This window comes from Streptomyces flaveus (assembly GCF_014647675.1).
Lineage (GTDB): Bacteria > Actinomycetota > Actinomycetes > Streptomycetales > Streptomycetaceae > Streptomyces > Streptomyces flaveus.
Map to the genome: position 1 here is coordinate 146,858 of NZ_BMPQ01000018.1, position 16,862 is coordinate 163,719.

Below are 16,862 nucleotides of genomic sequence, written 5' to 3' on the forward strand. Positions count from 1 at the left end.
CCGGAAAACCTTGGCACCGGCTTCTGCTTGACATGAACCCGCATCCTGCACCACCCTTTCACTACTCAATTAGTGAAAGGGTGGTTGTCCGAGTGGTCGCGTACCGCATCGACCGGCGCACTGGCGTCGCCACCTACGTCCAGATCGTCCAGCAGACCAAGCAGGCGCTCCGCCTGGGCCTGCTCGAACCCGGCGACAAACTCCCCACGGCCCGCGAGGTCGTGGAGGCCACCGCCATCAATCCGAACACCGTCCTGAAGGCCTACCGCGAACTGGAGCGCGAGGGCCTGGTCGAGGCGCGGCGCGGCCTCGGCACATTCGTACGGCGCTCCTTGGGCGCCGCCCCGGCGGGCTCACCGCTGAAGGCCGAGCTGTCCGACTGGACGGCCCGCGCCCGCGCGGAGGGCCTGGAGCGGGAGGACGTGGCCGCGCTCTTCGCCTCCGTACTCGACGAGCAGTTCAACGACGACCAACGGTTCAAGAACAACAAGGGGGAACCGGCATGACCGACACCGCCATTGAGGCGGCCGCGCTGAGCAAACGGTTCGGGCGGCGAGGAAAGTGGGCGCTGCGCGACTGCACCCTCCAGCTCCCGGCCGGACGCGTCTGCGCGGTCGTCGGCCCCAACGGCGCGGGCAAGTCCACGCTACTCGCCGTCGCCGCCGGCCTGCTCGGGCCGACCGAGGGTTCGCTCACCGTGCTCGGCACGCACCCCACCGAGGCCCGTCCGCGCATCGCGTACGTCGCCCAGGACAAGCCCCTGCACCCCCAGCTCACCGTCGCTGACACGCTGCGCCTCGGCCAGGAGCTCAACCCCGGCCGGTGGGACGCGACCGTGGCCGAACGAGTCGTCGCACAAGGGGACTTGGCCCCCAAGACGCGCGTCCGTTCCCTCTCCGGCGGCCAGCGCACCCGCGTCGCGCTCGCCCTCGCTCTGGGCAAGCGCCCCGAACTCCTCCTCCTGGACGAGCCGATGGCCGACCTCGACCCGCTGGCCCGTCACGAACTGATGGGCACCCTGCTCGCCGAGGCCGCCGAGAGCGGCACCACGGTGGTGATGTCCTCGCACGTCGTCGCCGAACTCGAGGGCTCCTGCGACTTCCTGCTGCTGCTCGGCGCCGGCCGGGTGCGCCTCGCGGGCCCGCTGGAGGACCTGCTCGCCGCGCACACCCTGCTCACCGGCCCGGCCGGCGCCCTCGACACCCTCGCACCGCACACCGTCGTCGAGTCCCGCACCACGGGCCGCCACCTCTCCGCCCTCGTCCGCGCGGCCGGACCGCTGGACGGCGCCTGGCAGACCGCCGAGCCGTCCCTCGAAGAGCTGGTCCTCGCCCACCTCCGCAGCCCGGACGCCCCCGCGCTGACCCTCGACCCCGCCCGGGAGGCCGCCGCATGACCGCCCTCGCCGCCTCCCCGACGGCCGCCCGCCTCCGCAGCCGGTTCGCACCACGCGGCCTGACCTGGTCGGTGCTGCGCCTGCACCGCACGGCGCTGTACGTCGGGGGCGCCGCCCTCGTGGCCTTCGCGGCCGCCATGGTCTGGATGTACGTCATCGGGGACGACGCCCGCGCGAGCACCGGCCCCTGCAGCCCTTCCGCGTACTGCCTCAACCTCACCGCGTCGACCTTCGACGACAAGACGTACCGCCGCCTCGTGTCGCTGACGGCCGAGGCACTGTCGTACCTGATGTTCCCCGTCGGCGCCTGGGCCGGCGGCGCGCTCATCGGCCGGGAGCTGGAGAGCGGCACCGCGCGACTGGCCTGGACCCAGTCGGTCACCCCGCTGCGCTGGCTCGCCGCCAAACTCGCCGTCCCGGCCCTGCTGCTGACCGCCGGCACCACCACGGCCGTCCTGCTGAACGTCTGGGCCCGCCAGGACGGCGGCCCCGACCTGGCCCTGGACTGGTACTTCAGCAACACCTTCATCACCACCGGCCCGACCGCCGTCACGTATCCCCTCGCGGGCCTCGCCCTCGGGGCGCTCGCCGGGATGGTCACAAGAAGGGCCCTGCCCGCCGCCGGCCTCGGCTTCGCCGCCGCCCTGGCCTTCTTCAACCTCATGGACTGGTACCGGTGGAACCTGTGGCCCACCTCGTCCGTGACGGTCTCCGACCCGGACGGGTACCAGCTGCCGCAAACGGCCCTCCACATGAGCAGCGGATACGTGCTCACCTCCGGCGAGCGGAGCGAGAGCTATCCCTGCCGCGACATGCCGGGCCCGGGCTGCCTGAAGGAAGGGGACGTCACCGGGCACTACACCGTCTTCCATCCCCAGTCCCACCACTGGCCGCTCCAGCTCATGGACGCCGGCATCGCGCTGGCCGTCGCGGCCCTCGCCACCGCCGGCGCCTTCTGGCTGCTGCGGCGTCGTACGCCCTCACGGGGGTAGGGCGTACCCGTCTCCCGGGGGTGCGGACCCCCGGGAGACGCCCCTCCATGTCCCGCACGTCATGTCGCCGTAACCGCCGATTCAGACAAGCTTGCGACGCTCAGCCAATGAACCCCTCCGTCCCCGAGCCGTCGCCTCCCCCGGAGAACGAGCCCTCGCCCGTACAGGAGAACAGGGGCCTCCAGTTCGTCGCCGCGCTCCCTCCCGCTCCTTATGACGCGCCCGTTTCCGTTCCGGCGCGGAACAATGGGTTCATGACGCAGCCCGACATCCAGGTCCAGCACGCCCAGCCCTCCGTCGGCTCCATCGCCGCGCACCGCCCGCACACCGTGTCGGCCGTGGTCTCCGACCTTGAGCCCGACCTCGACGCCGACCTCGACGCGTACGAGGAGACCGACGGCGTCGGCCCCCAGCTCCCGCCGAACCGCTTCCTGGACCGGGAGCGCAGCTGGCTCGCGTTCAACGAGCGCGTACTGGAACTCGCCGAGGATCCGGACACGCCCCTCCTCGAGCGGGCGAACTTCCTCGCGATCTTCGCCAGCAACCTGGACGAGTTCTTCATGGTCCGCGTGGCCGGCCTGAAGCGGCGTATCGCGACCGGCGTCGCGACCCGCTCCGCCTCCGGCCTGCAGCCGCGCGAAGTGCTGGAGATGATCTGGGCCCGCTCCCGTGAGCTCATGGCCCGGCACGCCGCCTGCTACCAGGAGGACGTGGCCCCCCAGCTCGCGGAGGAGGGCATCCACCTGGTCCGCTGGAGCGAGCTGACGGAGAAGGAGCAGGCCCGGCTCTTCACGCTGTTCCGCAACCAGATCTTCCCGGTCCTCACCCCCCTCGCGGTCGACCCGGCGCACCCCTTCCCGTACATCTCGGGCCTGTCCCTGAACCTCGCGGTCGACCTCCGCAACCCGATCTCCGGTCACCGCCACTTCGCCCGCGTCAAGGTCCCGCCTCTGCTGTCCCGCTTCCTGGAGGCCTCGCCCGGCCGTTACGTCCCCCTGGAGGACGTGATTTCCGCGCCGGCCCACCTGGAGGAGCTGTTCCCGGGGATGGAGGTCCTGGAGACCCATATGTTCCGGGTCACCCGCAACGAGGACCTGGAGGTCGAGGAGGACGACGCCGAGAACCTGCTGCAGGCTCTGGAGAAGGAACTCATGCGGCGCCGCTTCGGGCCACCGGTGCGCCTGGAGGTCGAGGAGTCCATCAACCCGTACGTCCTCAATCTTCTGAGGCGTGAGCTGAAGGTCTCCGAGGCCGAGGTGTACCCGCTGCCCGGCCCTCTGGACCTCACCGGTCTCTTCGGCATCAGCCGTCTCGACCGGCCCGAGCTGAAGTACCCGAAGTTCGTCGCGGGCACCCATCGCGATCTCGCCGAGGTCGAGTCGGCGTCGGCGCCGGACATCTTCGCCGCCCTGCGTGAGCACGACGTCCTGCTGCACCACCCGTACGACTCCTTCTCCACCTCCGTGCAGGCGTTCCTGGAGCAGGCCGCGTCCGACCCGGACGTGCTCGCGATCAAGCAGACGCTGTACCGCACCTCCGGCGACTCGCCGATCGTCGACGCCCTCATCGACGCCGCCGAGTCCGGCAAGCAGGTCCTCGTCCTGGTCGAGATCAAGGCGCGCTTCGACGAGCAGGCCAACATCAAGTGGGCCCGCAAGCTGGAGGAGGCGGGCTGCCATGTCGTGTACGGGCTCGTCGGCCTGAAGACGCACTGCAAGCTGTCGCTGGTGGTCCGCCAGGAGGGCGAGACGCTGGCCCGCTACTCCCATGTGGGCACCGGCAACTACCACCCGAAGACGGCCCGCCTGTACGAGGACCTCGGCCTGCTGACCGCCGACGCGCAGGTCGGCGCGGACCTCTCCGACCTCTTCAACCGGCTCTCCGGCTACTCCCGCCGCGAGACCTACCGCCGTCTCCTCGTCGCCCCCAAGTCCCTGCGCGACGGCCTGATCGCGCGGATCAACAAGGAGGCGCAGCACCATCGCGCCGGACGTCCCGCGTACGTCCGTATCAAGGTCAACTCGATGGTGGACGAGGCACTCATCGATGCCCTCTACCGCGCCTCCCAGGCGGGCGTCCCGGTGGACGTGTGGGTGCGGGGCATCTGCGCGGTGCGGCCCGGCGTGCCCGGCATGTCCGAGAACATACGAGTACGTTCCGTCCTCGGCCGCTTCCTCGAACACTCCCGCATCTTCGCCTTCGGCAACGGCGGCGAGCCGGAAGTGTGGTTCGGCAGCGCCGACATGATGCACCGCAACCTCGACCGCCGGATCGAGGCCCTGGTCCGGGTCAAGGACCCGGCCCACCGGGCCTCGCTCAACCGGCTCCTCGAAACCGGCATGTCCGACACGACCTCCTCCTGGCACCTCGGCCCCGACGGCGAGTGGACCCGCCACGCGGCCGACGGCGACGGCCAGCAGTTGCGCAACGTCCAGGAGACGCTCATTGACGCCCGGAGGCGCCGGCGTGGCAAAGCAACACCTTGACCGTGCGGCCGGCTCCGTGGCCGGGGACACCCTGGAGGCCTACCTCCAGGCCCAGGCCACGGAGTTCCTCCGCGCGCTGCGCCAGCACCGCGAGACGGGCGGCACGGCGTCCCACGGCAACGGCGCGGAGGAGACCGTCGACGCGGCCCGCGCCCTGCGCCGCTCGGCCCGCCGCATCAGCGGCACGCTCCACACCTTCCGCCCGCTCCTGGACACGGACTGGTCGGAGGGCATACGCCCCGAACTGGCCTGGCTGTCGGGCACGTTGGCGCGCGAGCACGCGTACGCGGCACGCCTCGACCGGCTTCTGGAGGCGCTGCACCGGCTGTCGGGCCCGTCCCCGATTCCGGCCCAGGTGCCGTCGGGGGCGCGCGAGGAGAAGAGCAACCTCACCGTGGGCGCGGCAAAAGCGGGCGCCCTCCTGGAACGCCAGCTGACCCTGGCCCGCACGCGTGCGCACTCGGCGGCCCTCCAGGCACTCGGCTCGAGCCGCTTCCACGCCGTCGCGGACAACGTCGCCGTGCTGGCCAGCGAGGTCCCGCTGAGCCCGGCCGCGACCACCGCCCACCTCAAGCCGCTCGCGGCAGCCGCGGAGGACCGCCTCACCGACGCCATCACCCAACTGCCCCTGGTCAGCGCGGGCCACCCGTACAACTCGGAAGCCCTCGTCCACGGCCTCTCCGCCGACCCGGCCCCGCACCCCCAGGACGCCCCCTGGCACCAGGTCCGCCTCCTGCTGCGCCTGCACCGTTACGCCCGTGAGGTCCTGTACGGCACCGAAGCCCCCGTAGACGTACGCCTGTTGGACTCGGGCCAGGCCCTCGACCGGCACCGTGACGCGGCGGAGGCGGCCACGGCGGCGGCATCGGCGGCCCGTACCCCGCGAATAGCCCCGGCGACGGCATACGCGCTCGGGGTGCTGCACGCAGATCAGCGACACGAGGTGGAAGCGGCCCGGTTCGCGTTCCAGCGGGCCTGGTTGAGGGAAACAGTCGGTACTTCGTGACCCAGGGAGGGACTGTGCAGACGACCGACGGCAACCCCGTTCTCGCGGCGGGCTGCGTCCTGTGGCGCCGCTCACCCGTCGACGGCGAACTGGAGATCTGCCTGGTCCACAGGCCGAGGTACGACGACTGGTCCCATCCGAAGGGCAAGCTGAAGCACGGCGAGGACCCGCTCGCGGGGGCGGTACGGGAGGTCGAGGAGGAGACCGGCTTCGGCTGCGCACCCGGCCCCCGTCTGCCCACGGTGCGCTATCTGGCGAACGGCCGCCCCAAGGAAGTCAGTTACTGGGCAGCAGAGGCGACCGAGGGCCACTTCACCCCCAACGACGAGGTGGACCGCATCCGCTGGCTACCTCCGGCCGAGGCCAGGGAGCGGCTCACTCAGCCTCGCGATCAAGTGCTGGTGGACGAACTGCTGGCGGTACTGCGCCACGCGTAGCGCGCCCCTTCAAGAGGGGGCGGGGCTGAGGGTTCGCCCCTACAGAAACGCCAGGTTCACAACCCAGAAGCTCAGCGCAGCGACCAGCGCCGCCGCCGGCATCGTGATGAACCAGCCGAGAACGATGTTCTTGGCGACCCCCCAGCGCACGGCATTCACCCGCTTCGTCGCACCCACACCCATGATCGCCGACGTGATGATGTGGGTCGTGGAGATGGGCGCCTTGAAGAGGAAGGCCGTGACGAACATGATCGACGCCCCGGTCGTCTCCGCGGCGAAACCCTGAGGCGGATCGAGCTCGATGATCTTGCGGCCGAGCGTCCGCATGATGCGCCAGCCCCCCGCGTACGTGCCCAGCGACAGCATCACCGCGCAGGCCACCTTCACCCACACCGGTATCGGGTCGCCGTAGTCCTCGACATCCGCGATGACCAGCGCCATCACCACGATGCCCATCGTCTTCTGCGCGTCCTGGAGGCCGTGCCCGAGTGCCATCCCCGCCGCCGACACCGTCTGCGCTATACGGAAACCGCGCTTCGCTTTGTGGGGATTCGAGTGGCGGAATATCCACATGATCGCGGTCATCACCAGATAGCCCACGACCAGACCGACCAGCGGCGAGACGAACATCGGGATGACTATCTTCTCCAGCACACCGGACCAGTAGACGGTCGTACCGCCTGCCAGAGCCGCACCGACCATGCCACCGAACAGGGCGTGGGAAGAGGAGGACGGCAGGCCGAAGTACCAGGTGATCAGGTTCCAGGTGATCGCGCCGACGAGTGCCGCGAAGAGGATCCCCATCCCCTTCGAGCCCTCAGGCGTGGAGATCAGCCCCTCGCTGACCGTCTTGGCGACCCCGCTGCCCAGAAAGGCACCCACGAGGTTCATCACCGCGGCCATCGCGAGTGCGGCCTTCGGTGTCAGCGCCCGCGTCGACACGGACGTCGCGATCGCGTTCGCCGAATCGTGAAAGCCGTTGGTGTACGTGAAGAAGAGCGCGACCCCGATGGTCACGACCAGAGCGAAGGTGTCCATGGAGAGGTCAGGACTCCTTGACGGCGATGGTCTCCACCGTGTTCGCCACGTGCTCGAACGCGTCCGCCGCTTCCTCGAGCACATCCACGATCTGCTTGAGCTTGAGCACCTCGATGGCGTCGTACTTGCCGTTGAACAGGTGCGCAAGAAGCTTTCTGTGGATCTGGTCGGCCTGGTTCTCCAGGCGGTTGACCTCGATCCAGTACTCGGTGAGGTTGTCCATCGTGCGCAGATTCGGCATGGCTTCGGCCGTCAGCTCGGCCGCCCGCGCCAGTACCTCGATCTGCTGGTCCACGCCCTTCGGAAGCTCCTCGACGTTGTAGAGGACGACCAGGTCGACGGCCTCCTCCATGAAGTCCATGATGTCGTCGAGGCACGACGCGAGTTTGTAGATGTCCTCGCGGTCGAACGGCGTGATGAACGAGGAGTTCAACTGGTGGAAGATCGCGTGTGTGGCATCGTCACCGGCATGTTCCGCGGCCCGCATACGCTCGGCGATCTCGGCCCGGCCGGGGGCATCGGCCCCGAGCAGTTCCATCAGGAGCTTGGAGCCCGTGACGATGTTGTCCGCGGAGGCGGCGAACATGTCGTAGAAGCTCGTCTCCCTGGGGGTCAGACGAAATCGCACGTGGGGTCCTCGGATTGCTTCGGTTTCGGCCAGGCTGATGCTAGGTGCATCAGCCGACCACGGGGAACGGGCCGTCCTCCAGTGTCACTCATCAGGCAAAGTGCTCCGCACAGGGTCCATTGAGTGGTCCACCGGGGGTATCGGCCAAGGGCCCTATACCCAGCAAAATTCGTTACGATATACCCAGCAGGGGTATACGTAACCGACGGACCGGACAGGTTCGCCGGAGCGAGCAGCAGGAGGACGCGATGACGACCACCGAGGCCGGAGAAACCGCGCCCTCCGAGGGCGCACCGGACGTGGTGACCGACCACGACCGCGGGATCCACGGCTACCACAAGCAGAAGGACGAGCACCTCAAGCGCCTGCGCCGGATCGAGGGCCAGATCCGCGGACTGCAGCGGATGGTCGACGAGGACGTCTACTGCATCGACATACTCACCCAGGTCTCCGCCTCCACGAAGGCCCTCCAGTCCTTCGCCCTCCAGCTCCTCGAGGAGCACCTCCGCCACTGCGTCGCGGACGCGGCCGTCAAGGGCGGCGCGGAGATCGACGCCAAGGTGGAGGAGGCGACGAAGGCGATCGGGCGGCTGTTGCGTACGTGACCCTCCGGGGGCTGAACCGTAAAGGCCGGTGCCTTGTCTACGGGCCGGTGGGGGCTGGTCGCGCAGTTCCCCGCGCCCCTAAGAGACCTGCGGCCTCCTTAGGGGCGCGGCCGTGCTCGGTATTACCCGTCGGCGTCCTGGCCTTGTTCTCCGTACTCCTCCAGGAAGCGTTCCTCGGCCAGCTTCAGCACCTCGTCGATGCGGTCGGGGCTGAGCCGGTCCTCACGGGCGGCCGAGGCCGCGATGATCAGGTCGCCGCACAGCTCGATCTCGGCGAGGGCCACGTGGTCCTGAACTGCCGTACCGCGCGCCGGAGCCACGTGCATCACCTCTTCCTGCCGTCACCGACTTCCTAGAGTAGGGAGCGGCCTACACACGGCGCATGGCACCAACGGACCATTTCCGGCCCTGCACATTCCGGCCGTCCGGGGCTCCGCGCGGGCTCCGGCTACTCGGCGATCTTTCCCGCGTAGATGTCCCCGGCCTCCGGCAGTCGTACGTCGACGGGGGCCCCGAAGTCGTACAGCAGCATCGTCGAGGCGACCGCGACCGTACCCTCCTGCTGCCCGTTCACAAAGCTGAAGCGGTTCCGGAGCTTCCGGATGCGCCCCTGTTCGTCGAGGTAGGCGTCGAAGGGGACGTCGGCCGTGGCGAACCCCTTCGCCGCCGCCCGCAGGGGTCCGCGGTTGCCGTCCGAGGCCCGCTCCGCCGCCTCGCCGAGGTCGGCAGTGCCGCGATAGTGCCGTACGGGTGTGCCCGCGACGCTCGTCCTCCCCACGTACGTCGCCTTGCGCGTACCCCGCAGCAGTTCGGCGGCGGCGAACGGATCGGTGGCGCCGCCGGTGACGAGGTTGCCGTCGGAGAGGGTGGCCGTGTCGACGCGGACCCATTTGTCGGCGGGCACTCCGGCTCCGCGGTTCTTCATGTAGAGGGCGCCGGGTGCGAGGAGTTCGGTGATCGGGCGGTGCCCGGCGGTGCCGGCCGGGTCCTGGGGGAGGCGCACCTTCAGGCGGCCGACCTGCCGCCGGTAGTCGTAGACGCCCTTGCCGCGGATGGTCACGCGGGTGCCGCCGGTGGCCATCTCCATCGACGTATGCGCCTTGGAACTGCCCGCCCGCACCAGGTTTTTGGAGGCCTGCCGCAGCACCTCGACCGGGGGGGGTGGCGACGCGCGTGTCCTCGGCGGCGGCCCCGCTGCCCGAGCACCCGGTGGCGCACACCATCAGCCCCGCCGCCGCGGCGGCCAGGGCGACCGCCCCGCCCCCTCGCCTGTGCTGCCGCTCCACCATCGCCTGCCTACCCCCAGCCGGGCCGTCCTCCGCGCGCCTCCTGTTGTTGCCCTTAACGACGCGTCAGGGGCGCCGTCACGCCGCGACACGCCTTGCGTAAACGTTTACTCAGACTCTGTACGGTGGTGAACGTGGCAGAGCAGGCCGAGGCCGACCCTCCGGAACACCGCACGACGACGGTCGATCAGGGCCGCTTCTGCGTGGCCCGCTGCATCTGTGGCTGGCGGGGCCCGGCACGACGGGCACGGAGCCTGGCACGCAGGGATGCGGAGGACCACGCGACCGCGTCCCATTAGGGCTCCGAACAAGCCCACCCCTTCCCGGCTGTATCAATTTGCGGCTCCGCCGCGTGGGGGGCTGCGCCCCCAGGCCCCCCGCCAGGGGGTGGGGGTGACACTGCGTGTCGCGGCTGCGGGTGCGTCGTGGCTGGTCGCGCAGTTCCCCGCGCCCCTGAAAAGCCAAAGCCTGCGACTCCCCGGGCCCCGAGCAACCCCGGCGCTCCGGGGAAGCCCGCACCCCGACGGACCCGCCACTTGCCCTCCGGCGGGAGGGGTCGTGGGCCGGTGCGTCGTATGCCCGTCGCTTAGCTCCGGTCTCGGAGAACCTGCACCTTGTACCAGGCCAGGGCCGTATGCCCGCCCTGCGACGGGCTGACGCACCGGCCCACGACCCCGCACCCACCACCCACCCCAGGGGCGCGGGGAACTGCGCGACCAACCACAGACGGCCCGCAGTCGACACACAACCTGTCAAGGGGCTCGGGGCGGAGCCCCGAAGGGGGTCTGGGGGCACAGCCCCCAGAAACGACGGGCCCGCCCCCGGAAGCCAGGGGCGGGCCCTTTCGACCTCGCGGTGGCACCGCCATGCAGCACCGCGAGGAGTCTGGCGTCAGCCGAAGCGGCCGGAGATGTAGTCCTCGGTCGCCTGGACGGACGGGTTGGAGAAGATCCGTTCCGTCTCGTCGATCTCGATGAGCTTGCCGGGCTGGCCGACCGCCGAGAGGTTGAAGAAGGCGGTGCGGTCCGAGACACGAGCCGCCTGCTGCATGTTGTGCGTCACTATGACGATCGTGAAGCGCTCCTTCAGCTCCCCGATCAGGTCCTCGATCGCGAGCGTCGAGATCGGGTCGAGGGCGGAGCAGGGTTCGTCCATCAGCAGCACCTGCGGCTCGACCGCGATCGCCCGCGCGATGCACAGGCGCTGCTGCTGACCACCCGACAGCCCCGAACCGGGCTTGTTCAGGCGGTCCTTGACCTCGTTCCAGAGGTTCGCGCCCTTGAGGGACTTCTCGACGACGTCCGCCAGCTCGGCCTTCTTGTACGAGCCGTTGAGCCGAAGCCCCGCCGCGACGTTGTCGAAGATCGACATCGTGGGGAAGGGGTTGGGCCGCTGGAAGACCATGCCGATGGTGCTGCGTACGGCGACGGGGTCGACCCCGGACCCGTACAGGTCCTCGTCGTCGAGCAGCACCTTGCCCTCGACGCGGCCACCGGGGGTGACCTCGTGCATACGGTTCAGGGTGCGCAGGAACGTCGACTTGCCGCAGCCGGACGGGCCGATGAAGGCCGTCACGGAGCGGGGCTCGACGGTCATGGAGATGTCGTCGATCGCCTTGTGGGCGCTGTAGTAGGCGGTCAGACCGCTTACGTCGATTCGCTTGGCCATGGGGATCACTGCTTCTTTCGGGAGTTCAGTCCGGTCGCTGTATGGCCGCGTCAGCGACCAGCCGCCTTCGGGGCCTTCCAGCGGGCGATGCCGCGGGCCGCGAGGTTGAGGATCATCACGATGGCGATCAGCACGAGCGAGGCCGCCCAGGCACGGTCGTACCCCGCGCTCGAGCCTGCCCCGTACTGCTGGTAGATGTAGAGCGGCAGCGCCTGCTGCGGGCCCTCGAACGGGTTCGAGTTGATGAAGTTGCCGCCGAACACCAGCAGCAGGATGGGTGCGGTCTCACCGGCGATACGGGCTACCGCCAGCATGATGCCGGTGGTGATGCCGCCGAGAGAGGTCGGCACGACCACCTTGAGGATGGTGCGCCACTTGGGGACGCCCAGCGCGAGGGAGGCCTCGCGCAGCTCGTTCGGCACGAGCTTGAGCATCTCCTCGGTGGAGCGGACCACGACCGGCATCATCAGGATGGCCAGCGCGAGCGATCCGGCGAAGCCGAAGTAGCTCATGTCGAGCATCAGCATGAGGCTGAGGATGAACAGACCCGCGACGATCGACGGGATACCCGTCATGACGTCGACGAAGAAGGTGACGGACTTGGCGAGCTTGCCTCGCCCGTACTCCACCAGGTAGATCGCGGTGAGCACACCGATCGGCGCACCGATCAGGGTGGCGAGGCCGACCTGCTGTGCGGTGCCGAGGATGGCGTGGTAGATACCGCCGCCCACCTCGTCGTCCGCGACCACACCCATCGAGTGGGTCAGGAAGTAGCCGTCGAGGACCTTCACACCGCGCGAGACGGTCGTCCAGACCAGGGAGACCAGCGGGACGACGGCGAGCAGGAAGGCCACCCAGACCACGGAGGTCGCGACGCGGTCCTTGGCCTGCCGCGGGCCCTCGACCTTCGCGGAGATGACGTACGTACCGAGGACGAAGAGGATCGAGGCGATCAGGCCCCACTGGACCTTGCTGTGCAGGCCGGCCGCCAGGCCGATGCCGACGGCGAGGGCGAGGGAGCCCGCTGCGGTCGCCCAGGCGAACCACTTGGGGAGGCTGGCGCCGCGCAGGGTGCTGGGGCGCTTGTCGGTGACGACTGCGTGGCTCATGCGTTGGCCCCCGAGTACTCCTTGCGGCGGGCGATGATCGCGCGGGCCGCACCGTTGACCAGCAGGGTGATGACGAACAGGACCAGACCGGAGGCGATGAGCGCGTCCCGGCCGAAGTCCGTCGCCTCGCTGAACTTGCTGGCGATGTTCTGGGCGAAGGTGCCGCCGCCCGGGTCGAGCAGGCTGGTGTGGATCAGGAAGTCCGGCGACAGCACGGTGGCCACGGCCATCGTCTCGCCGAGCGCGCGGCCGAGGCCGAGCATCGAGGCGGAGATCACGCCGGAGCGACCGAAGGGCAGGACGGCCATGCGGATGACCTCCCAGCGGGTGGCACCGAGGGCGAGAGCCGCCTCCTCGATCATCTTCGGGGCCTGGCGGAAGACCTCACGGCTCACGTTCGTGACGATCGGCAGGATCATGATCGCGAGCAGGATGCCGACGGTGAGCATCGAGCGCGGGGCGCCGCCCTGCCACTCGAAGATGCCGGTCCAGCCGAGGTATGCGTCCAGCCAGCTGTAGAGGCCGTTCAGATGCGGTACGAGGACGAGGGCGCCCCACAGGCCGTACACGATGGACGGCACCGCGGCGAGCAGGTCGATCACGTACGCGATGGGACCGCTGAGGCGGCGCGGGGCGTAGTGCGTGAGGAACAGCGCGATGGCCACCGCGATCGGAACCGCGATGACCATGGCGATGACCGAGGAGACCACCGTGCCGAAGGCCAGGACTGCGATGCCGAAGACCGGCGGGTCGGCGGAGGTGTTCCAGTCGAAGGTGGTGAGGAAGTTGCCCTCGTCCTTGCTGATCGCGAGTGTGGCGCGGTAGGTGAGGAAGACCGCGATGGCGGCCATGATCACCAGCAGCAGGATGCCGGAACCGCGGGTGAGACCGAGGAAGATCCGGTCTCCGGGCCGGGTGGCGCCGCGGGCCGCTCGCTTCTGTTCGGTCGCGGATGGCTTGGCGGGGGGAGGCACTGTGTCTTGTGTTGGTATACCCATCGGGTTCTCCGGTCTGCGGAGCCGCCCATGCTGAGCGGCTCCTGGCGGCGGTGCACCGGACGATGCGGCCCGGCCCGGTCGAACGGGACCGGGCCGCACTCAGGTCAGCTCAGACCCTCGACGGTCGTACGGACCTTGGCGATGATCTCCTGGGGCATCGGCGCGTAGTCGTTCTCGGCGAGGATCTTCTGGCCGTCCTCGCTCGCCATGTAGCGCAGGAGCGCCTTGGTGGCGGGCAGGGTGTCGGCCTTGTTGCCCTTGTCGCAGACGATCTCGTACGTGACCAGGACGATCGGGTAGGCACCCTCGGCCTTGGTCGCGTAGTCCAGCTCCAGCGCCAGGTCACTGCCGGTGCCGACCTGCTTGGCGGCGGCGATGGCCTTGCTGGCGTTGTCGACGGTGGCCTCGACCGGCGTGCCCGCGCCCGTGTCGAGGTCGACCGTGTTCATGCCCTCCTTGGCGTACGACAGCTCCATGTAGCCGATGGCGCCCTCGGTCTGCTTCACCTGCGCGGCGAGACCGGAGGACTGCGGAGCGGACTGGCCGCCCTTGGCCTCCCAGGCCTTGCCACCCTCGTACTTGCCCCAGACGTCGGGGGCGGCTTCCTTGAGGTACTTGGTGAAGTTGTCCGTGGTGCCGGACTCGTCCGAGCGGTGGAAGGCCTGGATCTTGGTGGAGGGCAGCTTGGCGTCGGGGTTCAGCTTCGCGATCGCCGGGTCGTTCCACGTGGTGATCTGGCTGTCGAAGATCTTGGCCAGGGTGTCCGCGTTCAGGACCAGGTTGTCGACGCCGGAGAGCTTGTAACCGACGGCGATCGGGCCGCCGACCATCGGGAGGTTGATGCCCTGGCCGCCCTCGCACTGCTTCTTGGAGGCGGTGACCTCTTCGGGCTTCAGCGCGGAGTCGGAACCCGCGAAGGCGACCTGCCCCTGGGTGAACGCCGTGACACCGGCGCCCGAGCCGCCGGCCTTGTAGTTGATCTGCACCTTGCAGGCGACCGAGAACTGCTTGATCCAGGCGTCCATCGCGTTCTTCTGCGCGGACGAACCGTCGGCGAGCAGCTGCCCCTGGGCGTCGTCACACTTGATGTTGCCGGCCTGGGCGCTGGCGCCGTCGCCGGTTCCGGGGTCGGCGCCGGTGTCGTCGGAGCCGCACGCCGTCAGGGCCAGGGCGCTGGAGACGGCGACAGCACCGAGGGAAAGGGCGCGAAGCCGGTTCTTGCGCTGAAGCTTCACTTTCGGGAGTTCCTTCCAGGAGCCGCCTCACAGGCGGCGTGCGAAGTCGTGGTGCAGCCCCTCGTCCGCAGGAGACTGCCGTCGTACTTGCCAACGTCGTACTTGCCAATACGTACCGATATAGCGTACGTACCACCGAATTCGAGTGATACGTGAGCAAACCTCCGCTCGCAGCACGCACCGCGTAAGTCCGAAATTAGGCAGGAGAAGTGAAGCGGCCGATGGCCGTGAGTGAACGGAAGGTGAACCCCTGCCGTCAGTGCGGTGAGGTCACGGAATGCTCACAGGGAGAGCACGTGAGGGTTTCCGCACCTCCCCGCCTCCAAGTCATTGCCGGAGATGGAACCCTCGCCTCCGGGGACCCGTCTCGTTCCACGTGAAACCACGGGAGGCACGCATGCGACGGCGCACGTTCGTAGGCGGAGGCACGGCGGCCCTCGCCGCCGCGGTCACCGCAGGGTGCAGCGGCAACGGGTCCGAGCCGCAGTCCACCGAGGGGGCCCGCACGTCAAGTACGCCGATCGGGACGCAGAGCGGGACGCAGACCGGGTCGGTCGCGGCCGACCTGGCGGGCCTCGCCAAGGATCTGGACGGCGGCCTGGTCCGCCCGGACGACGCCGACTGGGCAGCCGCCCGCCAGCTCTACAACACGCGCTTCGACTCGCTGAAGCCGACGGCCGTCGCCTACGTCGCCCATGCGCAGGACGTCCGTACGACACTGTCGTACGCCCGCACCCACAAGATCCCCGTCGCCATCCGCAACGGCGGCCACTCCTACGCCGGTTGGTCCTCGGGCAACGGCCGCCTCATCGTCGACGTATCGAAGATCGCCAAGGTCCGCACCTCGGGCAACGAGGCGGTCATCGGCGCGGGCGCCAAGCTGATCGACGTCTACCGCGCGCTCGCCGCGAAGGGCGTCACGATCCCGGCCGGCTCGTGCCCGAGCGTCGGCGTCTCGGGCCTCACGCTCGGCGGCGGCCATGGTGTGGTCTCGCGCGCGTACGGCCTGACCTGCGACAGCCTCACCGGGGCCACGCTGATCACCGCCGACGGCAAGGAGCTGACCGCCGACGCCGGCGAGAACAAGGACCTCTTCTGGGCGCTGCGCGGCGCGGGCAACGGCAACTTCGGCGTCGTCACCGAGCTGCGTTTCCGCACCCACCCGGCTCCCCAAGCAATAACCGCGAACCTGACCTGGCCCTGGTCCAGGGCCGCCGCCGTGCTCGCGGCCTGGCAGGAGTGGGGCCCGGACCAGCCCGACGAGATCTGGTCCTCGGCCCACCTCTCGAGCGCGGCCGGCACGGGCCCCACCATCTCGATCTCCGCCTTCTCCCTCGGCACGCACGGCGAGCTGCAGAACGCGGTGGACCGCCTGGCCGACCGGATCGGCGCCCAGCCCGGCAACACCTTCCTAAAACGGCGCTCGTACGAGGAGTCGATGGAGGTGTACGCGGGCTGCTCCTCCTTCACTTCCGACGCCCAGTGCCATCTGCCCGGCACGACCCCCGGCCGCTCCCCCGAGGGCGCGCTGAGCCGCGAGACGTACGCGGGCCGCTCGGACTTCTTCGACCGCGCGATCTCGACAACGGGGATCCAGACGCTGCTGAACCAGATGGAGTCGGTACGGGGCGGTGCGGCCACCATTCAGCTGACGGCGCTCGGCGGCGAGATCAACCGCGTGACCCCCACGGCAACGGCCTTCGTGCACCGCCGCTCCCGCGTGCTGGCCCAGTACATCGCGTCCTGGCGCGCGGGGACCTCCGGTTCGGCGGCCCAGTTGTGGCTCGCCGACGCCCACGCCTCGATGAGGCGCCACGCTTCGGGGGCGGCGTACCAGAACTACACGGACGCGACGCTCAAGGACTGGCGTACGGCGTACTACGGGCCGGCGGCGAACCGGCTGACGAAGCTGAAGAAGCGGTACGACCCGGACGGGTTCTTCGCGTACCCGCAGGCGCTGTAGACGGGTGGCGGGCCT

General features: G+C 69.5%; 16 protein-coding genes and 1 pseudogene. 9 read left to right on the plus strand and 8 right to left on the minus strand.

The annotated features are described in order from the left end of the window. Positions 1-92: 92 nt before the first annotated feature. The 6 genes from IEZ21_RS29840 (at position 93) to IEZ21_RS29865 (ending at position 6,317) form a co-directional block, all read left to right on the plus strand. Positions 93-506 carry a GntR family transcriptional regulator gene (locus IEZ21_RS29840; RefSeq protein ID WP_246568248.1) on the plus strand — a complete coding sequence of 138 codons (414 nt, stop codon included), beginning with the start codon at positions 93-95 and terminating at the stop codon, positions 504-506. After that, the gene (locus tag IEZ21_RS29845; RefSeq protein WP_189324953.1) at positions 503-1,396 is read left to right on the plus strand and encodes an ABC transporter ATP-binding protein; all 894 of its coding nucleotides are present in this window, start codon (positions 503-505) and stop codon (positions 1,394-1,396) included. Before IEZ21_RS29840 ends, IEZ21_RS29845 begins: the two co-directional genes overlap by 4 nt. Then, positions 1,393-2,388 carry an ABC-2 membrane transporter-related protein gene (locus tag IEZ21_RS29850; protein ID WP_189324954.1) on the plus strand — a complete coding sequence of 332 codons (996 nt, stop codon included), beginning with the start codon at positions 1,393-1,395 and terminating at the stop codon, positions 2,386-2,388. The genes IEZ21_RS29845 and IEZ21_RS29850 overlap by 4 nt, the downstream gene beginning before the upstream one ends. Before the next feature lie 107 nt (positions 2,389-2,495). Continuing rightward, positions 2,496-4,874 (plus strand): RNA degradosome polyphosphate kinase, encoded by a 2,379-nt coding sequence (locus IEZ21_RS29855; protein ID WP_189324955.1) that lies wholly within the window; start codon positions 2,496-2,498, stop codon positions 4,872-4,874. Next, positions 4,855-5,880, plus strand: coding sequence for a CHAD domain-containing protein (locus IEZ21_RS29860; RefSeq protein WP_189324956.1), 1,026 nt, complete (start codon positions 4,855-4,857; stop codon positions 5,878-5,880). The genes IEZ21_RS29855 and IEZ21_RS29860 overlap by 20 nt, the downstream gene beginning before the upstream one ends. Positions 5,881-5,894: 14 nt before the next feature. Then, positions 5,895-6,317 carry an NUDIX hydrolase gene (locus IEZ21_RS29865; RefSeq protein WP_189324957.1) on the plus strand — a complete coding sequence of 141 codons (423 nt, stop codon included), beginning with the start codon at positions 5,895-5,897 and terminating at the stop codon, positions 6,315-6,317. Positions 6,318-6,356: 39 nt separating this feature from the next. On the opposite strand, the gene IEZ21_RS29870 is transcribed toward IEZ21_RS29865, so the two are convergent. Both IEZ21_RS29870 and IEZ21_RS29875 read right to left on the minus strand, forming a co-directional pair. Continuing rightward, positions 6,357-7,355, minus strand: coding sequence for an inorganic phosphate transporter (locus IEZ21_RS29870; protein ID WP_033324316.1), 999 nt, complete (start codon positions 7,353-7,355; stop codon positions 6,357-6,359). Positions 7,356-7,362: 7 nt separating this feature from the next. Then, positions 7,363-7,983, minus strand: coding sequence for a DUF47 domain-containing protein (locus IEZ21_RS29875; RefSeq protein ID WP_189324958.1), 621 nt, complete (start codon positions 7,981-7,983; stop codon positions 7,363-7,365). Between the two features lie 248 nt (positions 7,984-8,231). On the opposite strand from IEZ21_RS29875, the gene IEZ21_RS29880 reads away from it, so the two are divergent. After that, positions 8,232-8,588, plus strand: coding sequence for a metal-sensitive transcriptional regulator (locus IEZ21_RS29880; RefSeq protein ID WP_033324320.1), 357 nt, complete (start codon positions 8,232-8,234; stop codon positions 8,586-8,588). Positions 8,589-8,710: 122 nt separating this feature from the next. Here IEZ21_RS29880 and IEZ21_RS29885 read toward each other — a convergent pair whose 3' ends face one another. Further along, on the minus strand, positions 8,711-8,914 hold the full coding sequence (locus IEZ21_RS29885; RefSeq protein ID WP_189324959.1) for a hypothetical protein: 204 nt from the start codon (positions 8,912-8,914) through the stop codon (positions 8,711-8,713). A 122-nt stretch (positions 8,915-9,036) separates the two neighbouring features. Then, a pseudogene (locus IEZ21_RS29890) lies at positions 9,037-9,877 on the minus strand (SCO4651 family lipoprotein). A gap of 131 nt (positions 9,878-10,008) precedes the next feature. On the opposite strand from IEZ21_RS29890, the gene IEZ21_RS29895 reads away from it, so the two are divergent. After that, the gene (locus IEZ21_RS29895) at positions 10,009-10,173 is read left to right on the plus strand and encodes a hypothetical protein (RefSeq protein ID WP_189325005.1); all 165 of its coding nucleotides are present in this window, start codon (positions 10,009-10,011) and stop codon (positions 10,171-10,173) included. 592 nt (positions 10,174-10,765) lie between these two features. Here the strand turns inward: IEZ21_RS29895 and pstB are convergent. The 4 genes from pstB to pstS form a co-directional block, all read right to left on the minus strand. Continuing rightward, complete coding sequence (gene pstB, locus IEZ21_RS29900; protein ID WP_033328600.1) at positions 10,766-11,542, minus strand: phosphate ABC transporter ATP-binding protein PstB; 777 nt, start codon at positions 11,540-11,542, stop codon at positions 10,766-10,768. 50 nt (positions 11,543-11,592) lie between these two features. After that, the gene (gene pstA, locus IEZ21_RS29905; protein ID WP_189324960.1) at positions 11,593-12,651 is read right to left on the minus strand and encodes a phosphate ABC transporter permease PstA; all 1,059 of its coding nucleotides are present in this window, start codon (positions 12,649-12,651) and stop codon (positions 11,593-11,595) included. Beyond that, positions 12,648-13,649, minus strand: coding sequence for a phosphate ABC transporter permease subunit PstC (gene pstC / locus IEZ21_RS29910; RefSeq protein ID WP_189324961.1), 1,002 nt, complete (start codon positions 13,647-13,649; stop codon positions 12,648-12,650). Before pstC ends, pstA begins: the two co-directional genes overlap by 4 nt. A 104-nt stretch (positions 13,650-13,753) precedes the next feature. Then, on the minus strand, positions 13,754-14,884 hold the full coding sequence (gene pstS, locus IEZ21_RS29915; RefSeq protein ID WP_189324962.1) for a phosphate ABC transporter substrate-binding protein PstS: 1,131 nt from the start codon (positions 14,882-14,884) through the stop codon (positions 13,754-13,756). Positions 14,885-15,281: 397 nt separating this feature from the next. On the opposite strand from pstS, the gene IEZ21_RS29920 reads away from it, so the two are divergent. Next, complete coding sequence (locus tag IEZ21_RS29920; protein WP_189324963.1) at positions 15,282-16,847, plus strand: FAD-binding oxidoreductase; 1,566 nt, start codon at positions 15,282-15,284, stop codon at positions 16,845-16,847. The last annotated feature ends 15 nt before the right edge of the window (positions 16,848-16,862 follow it).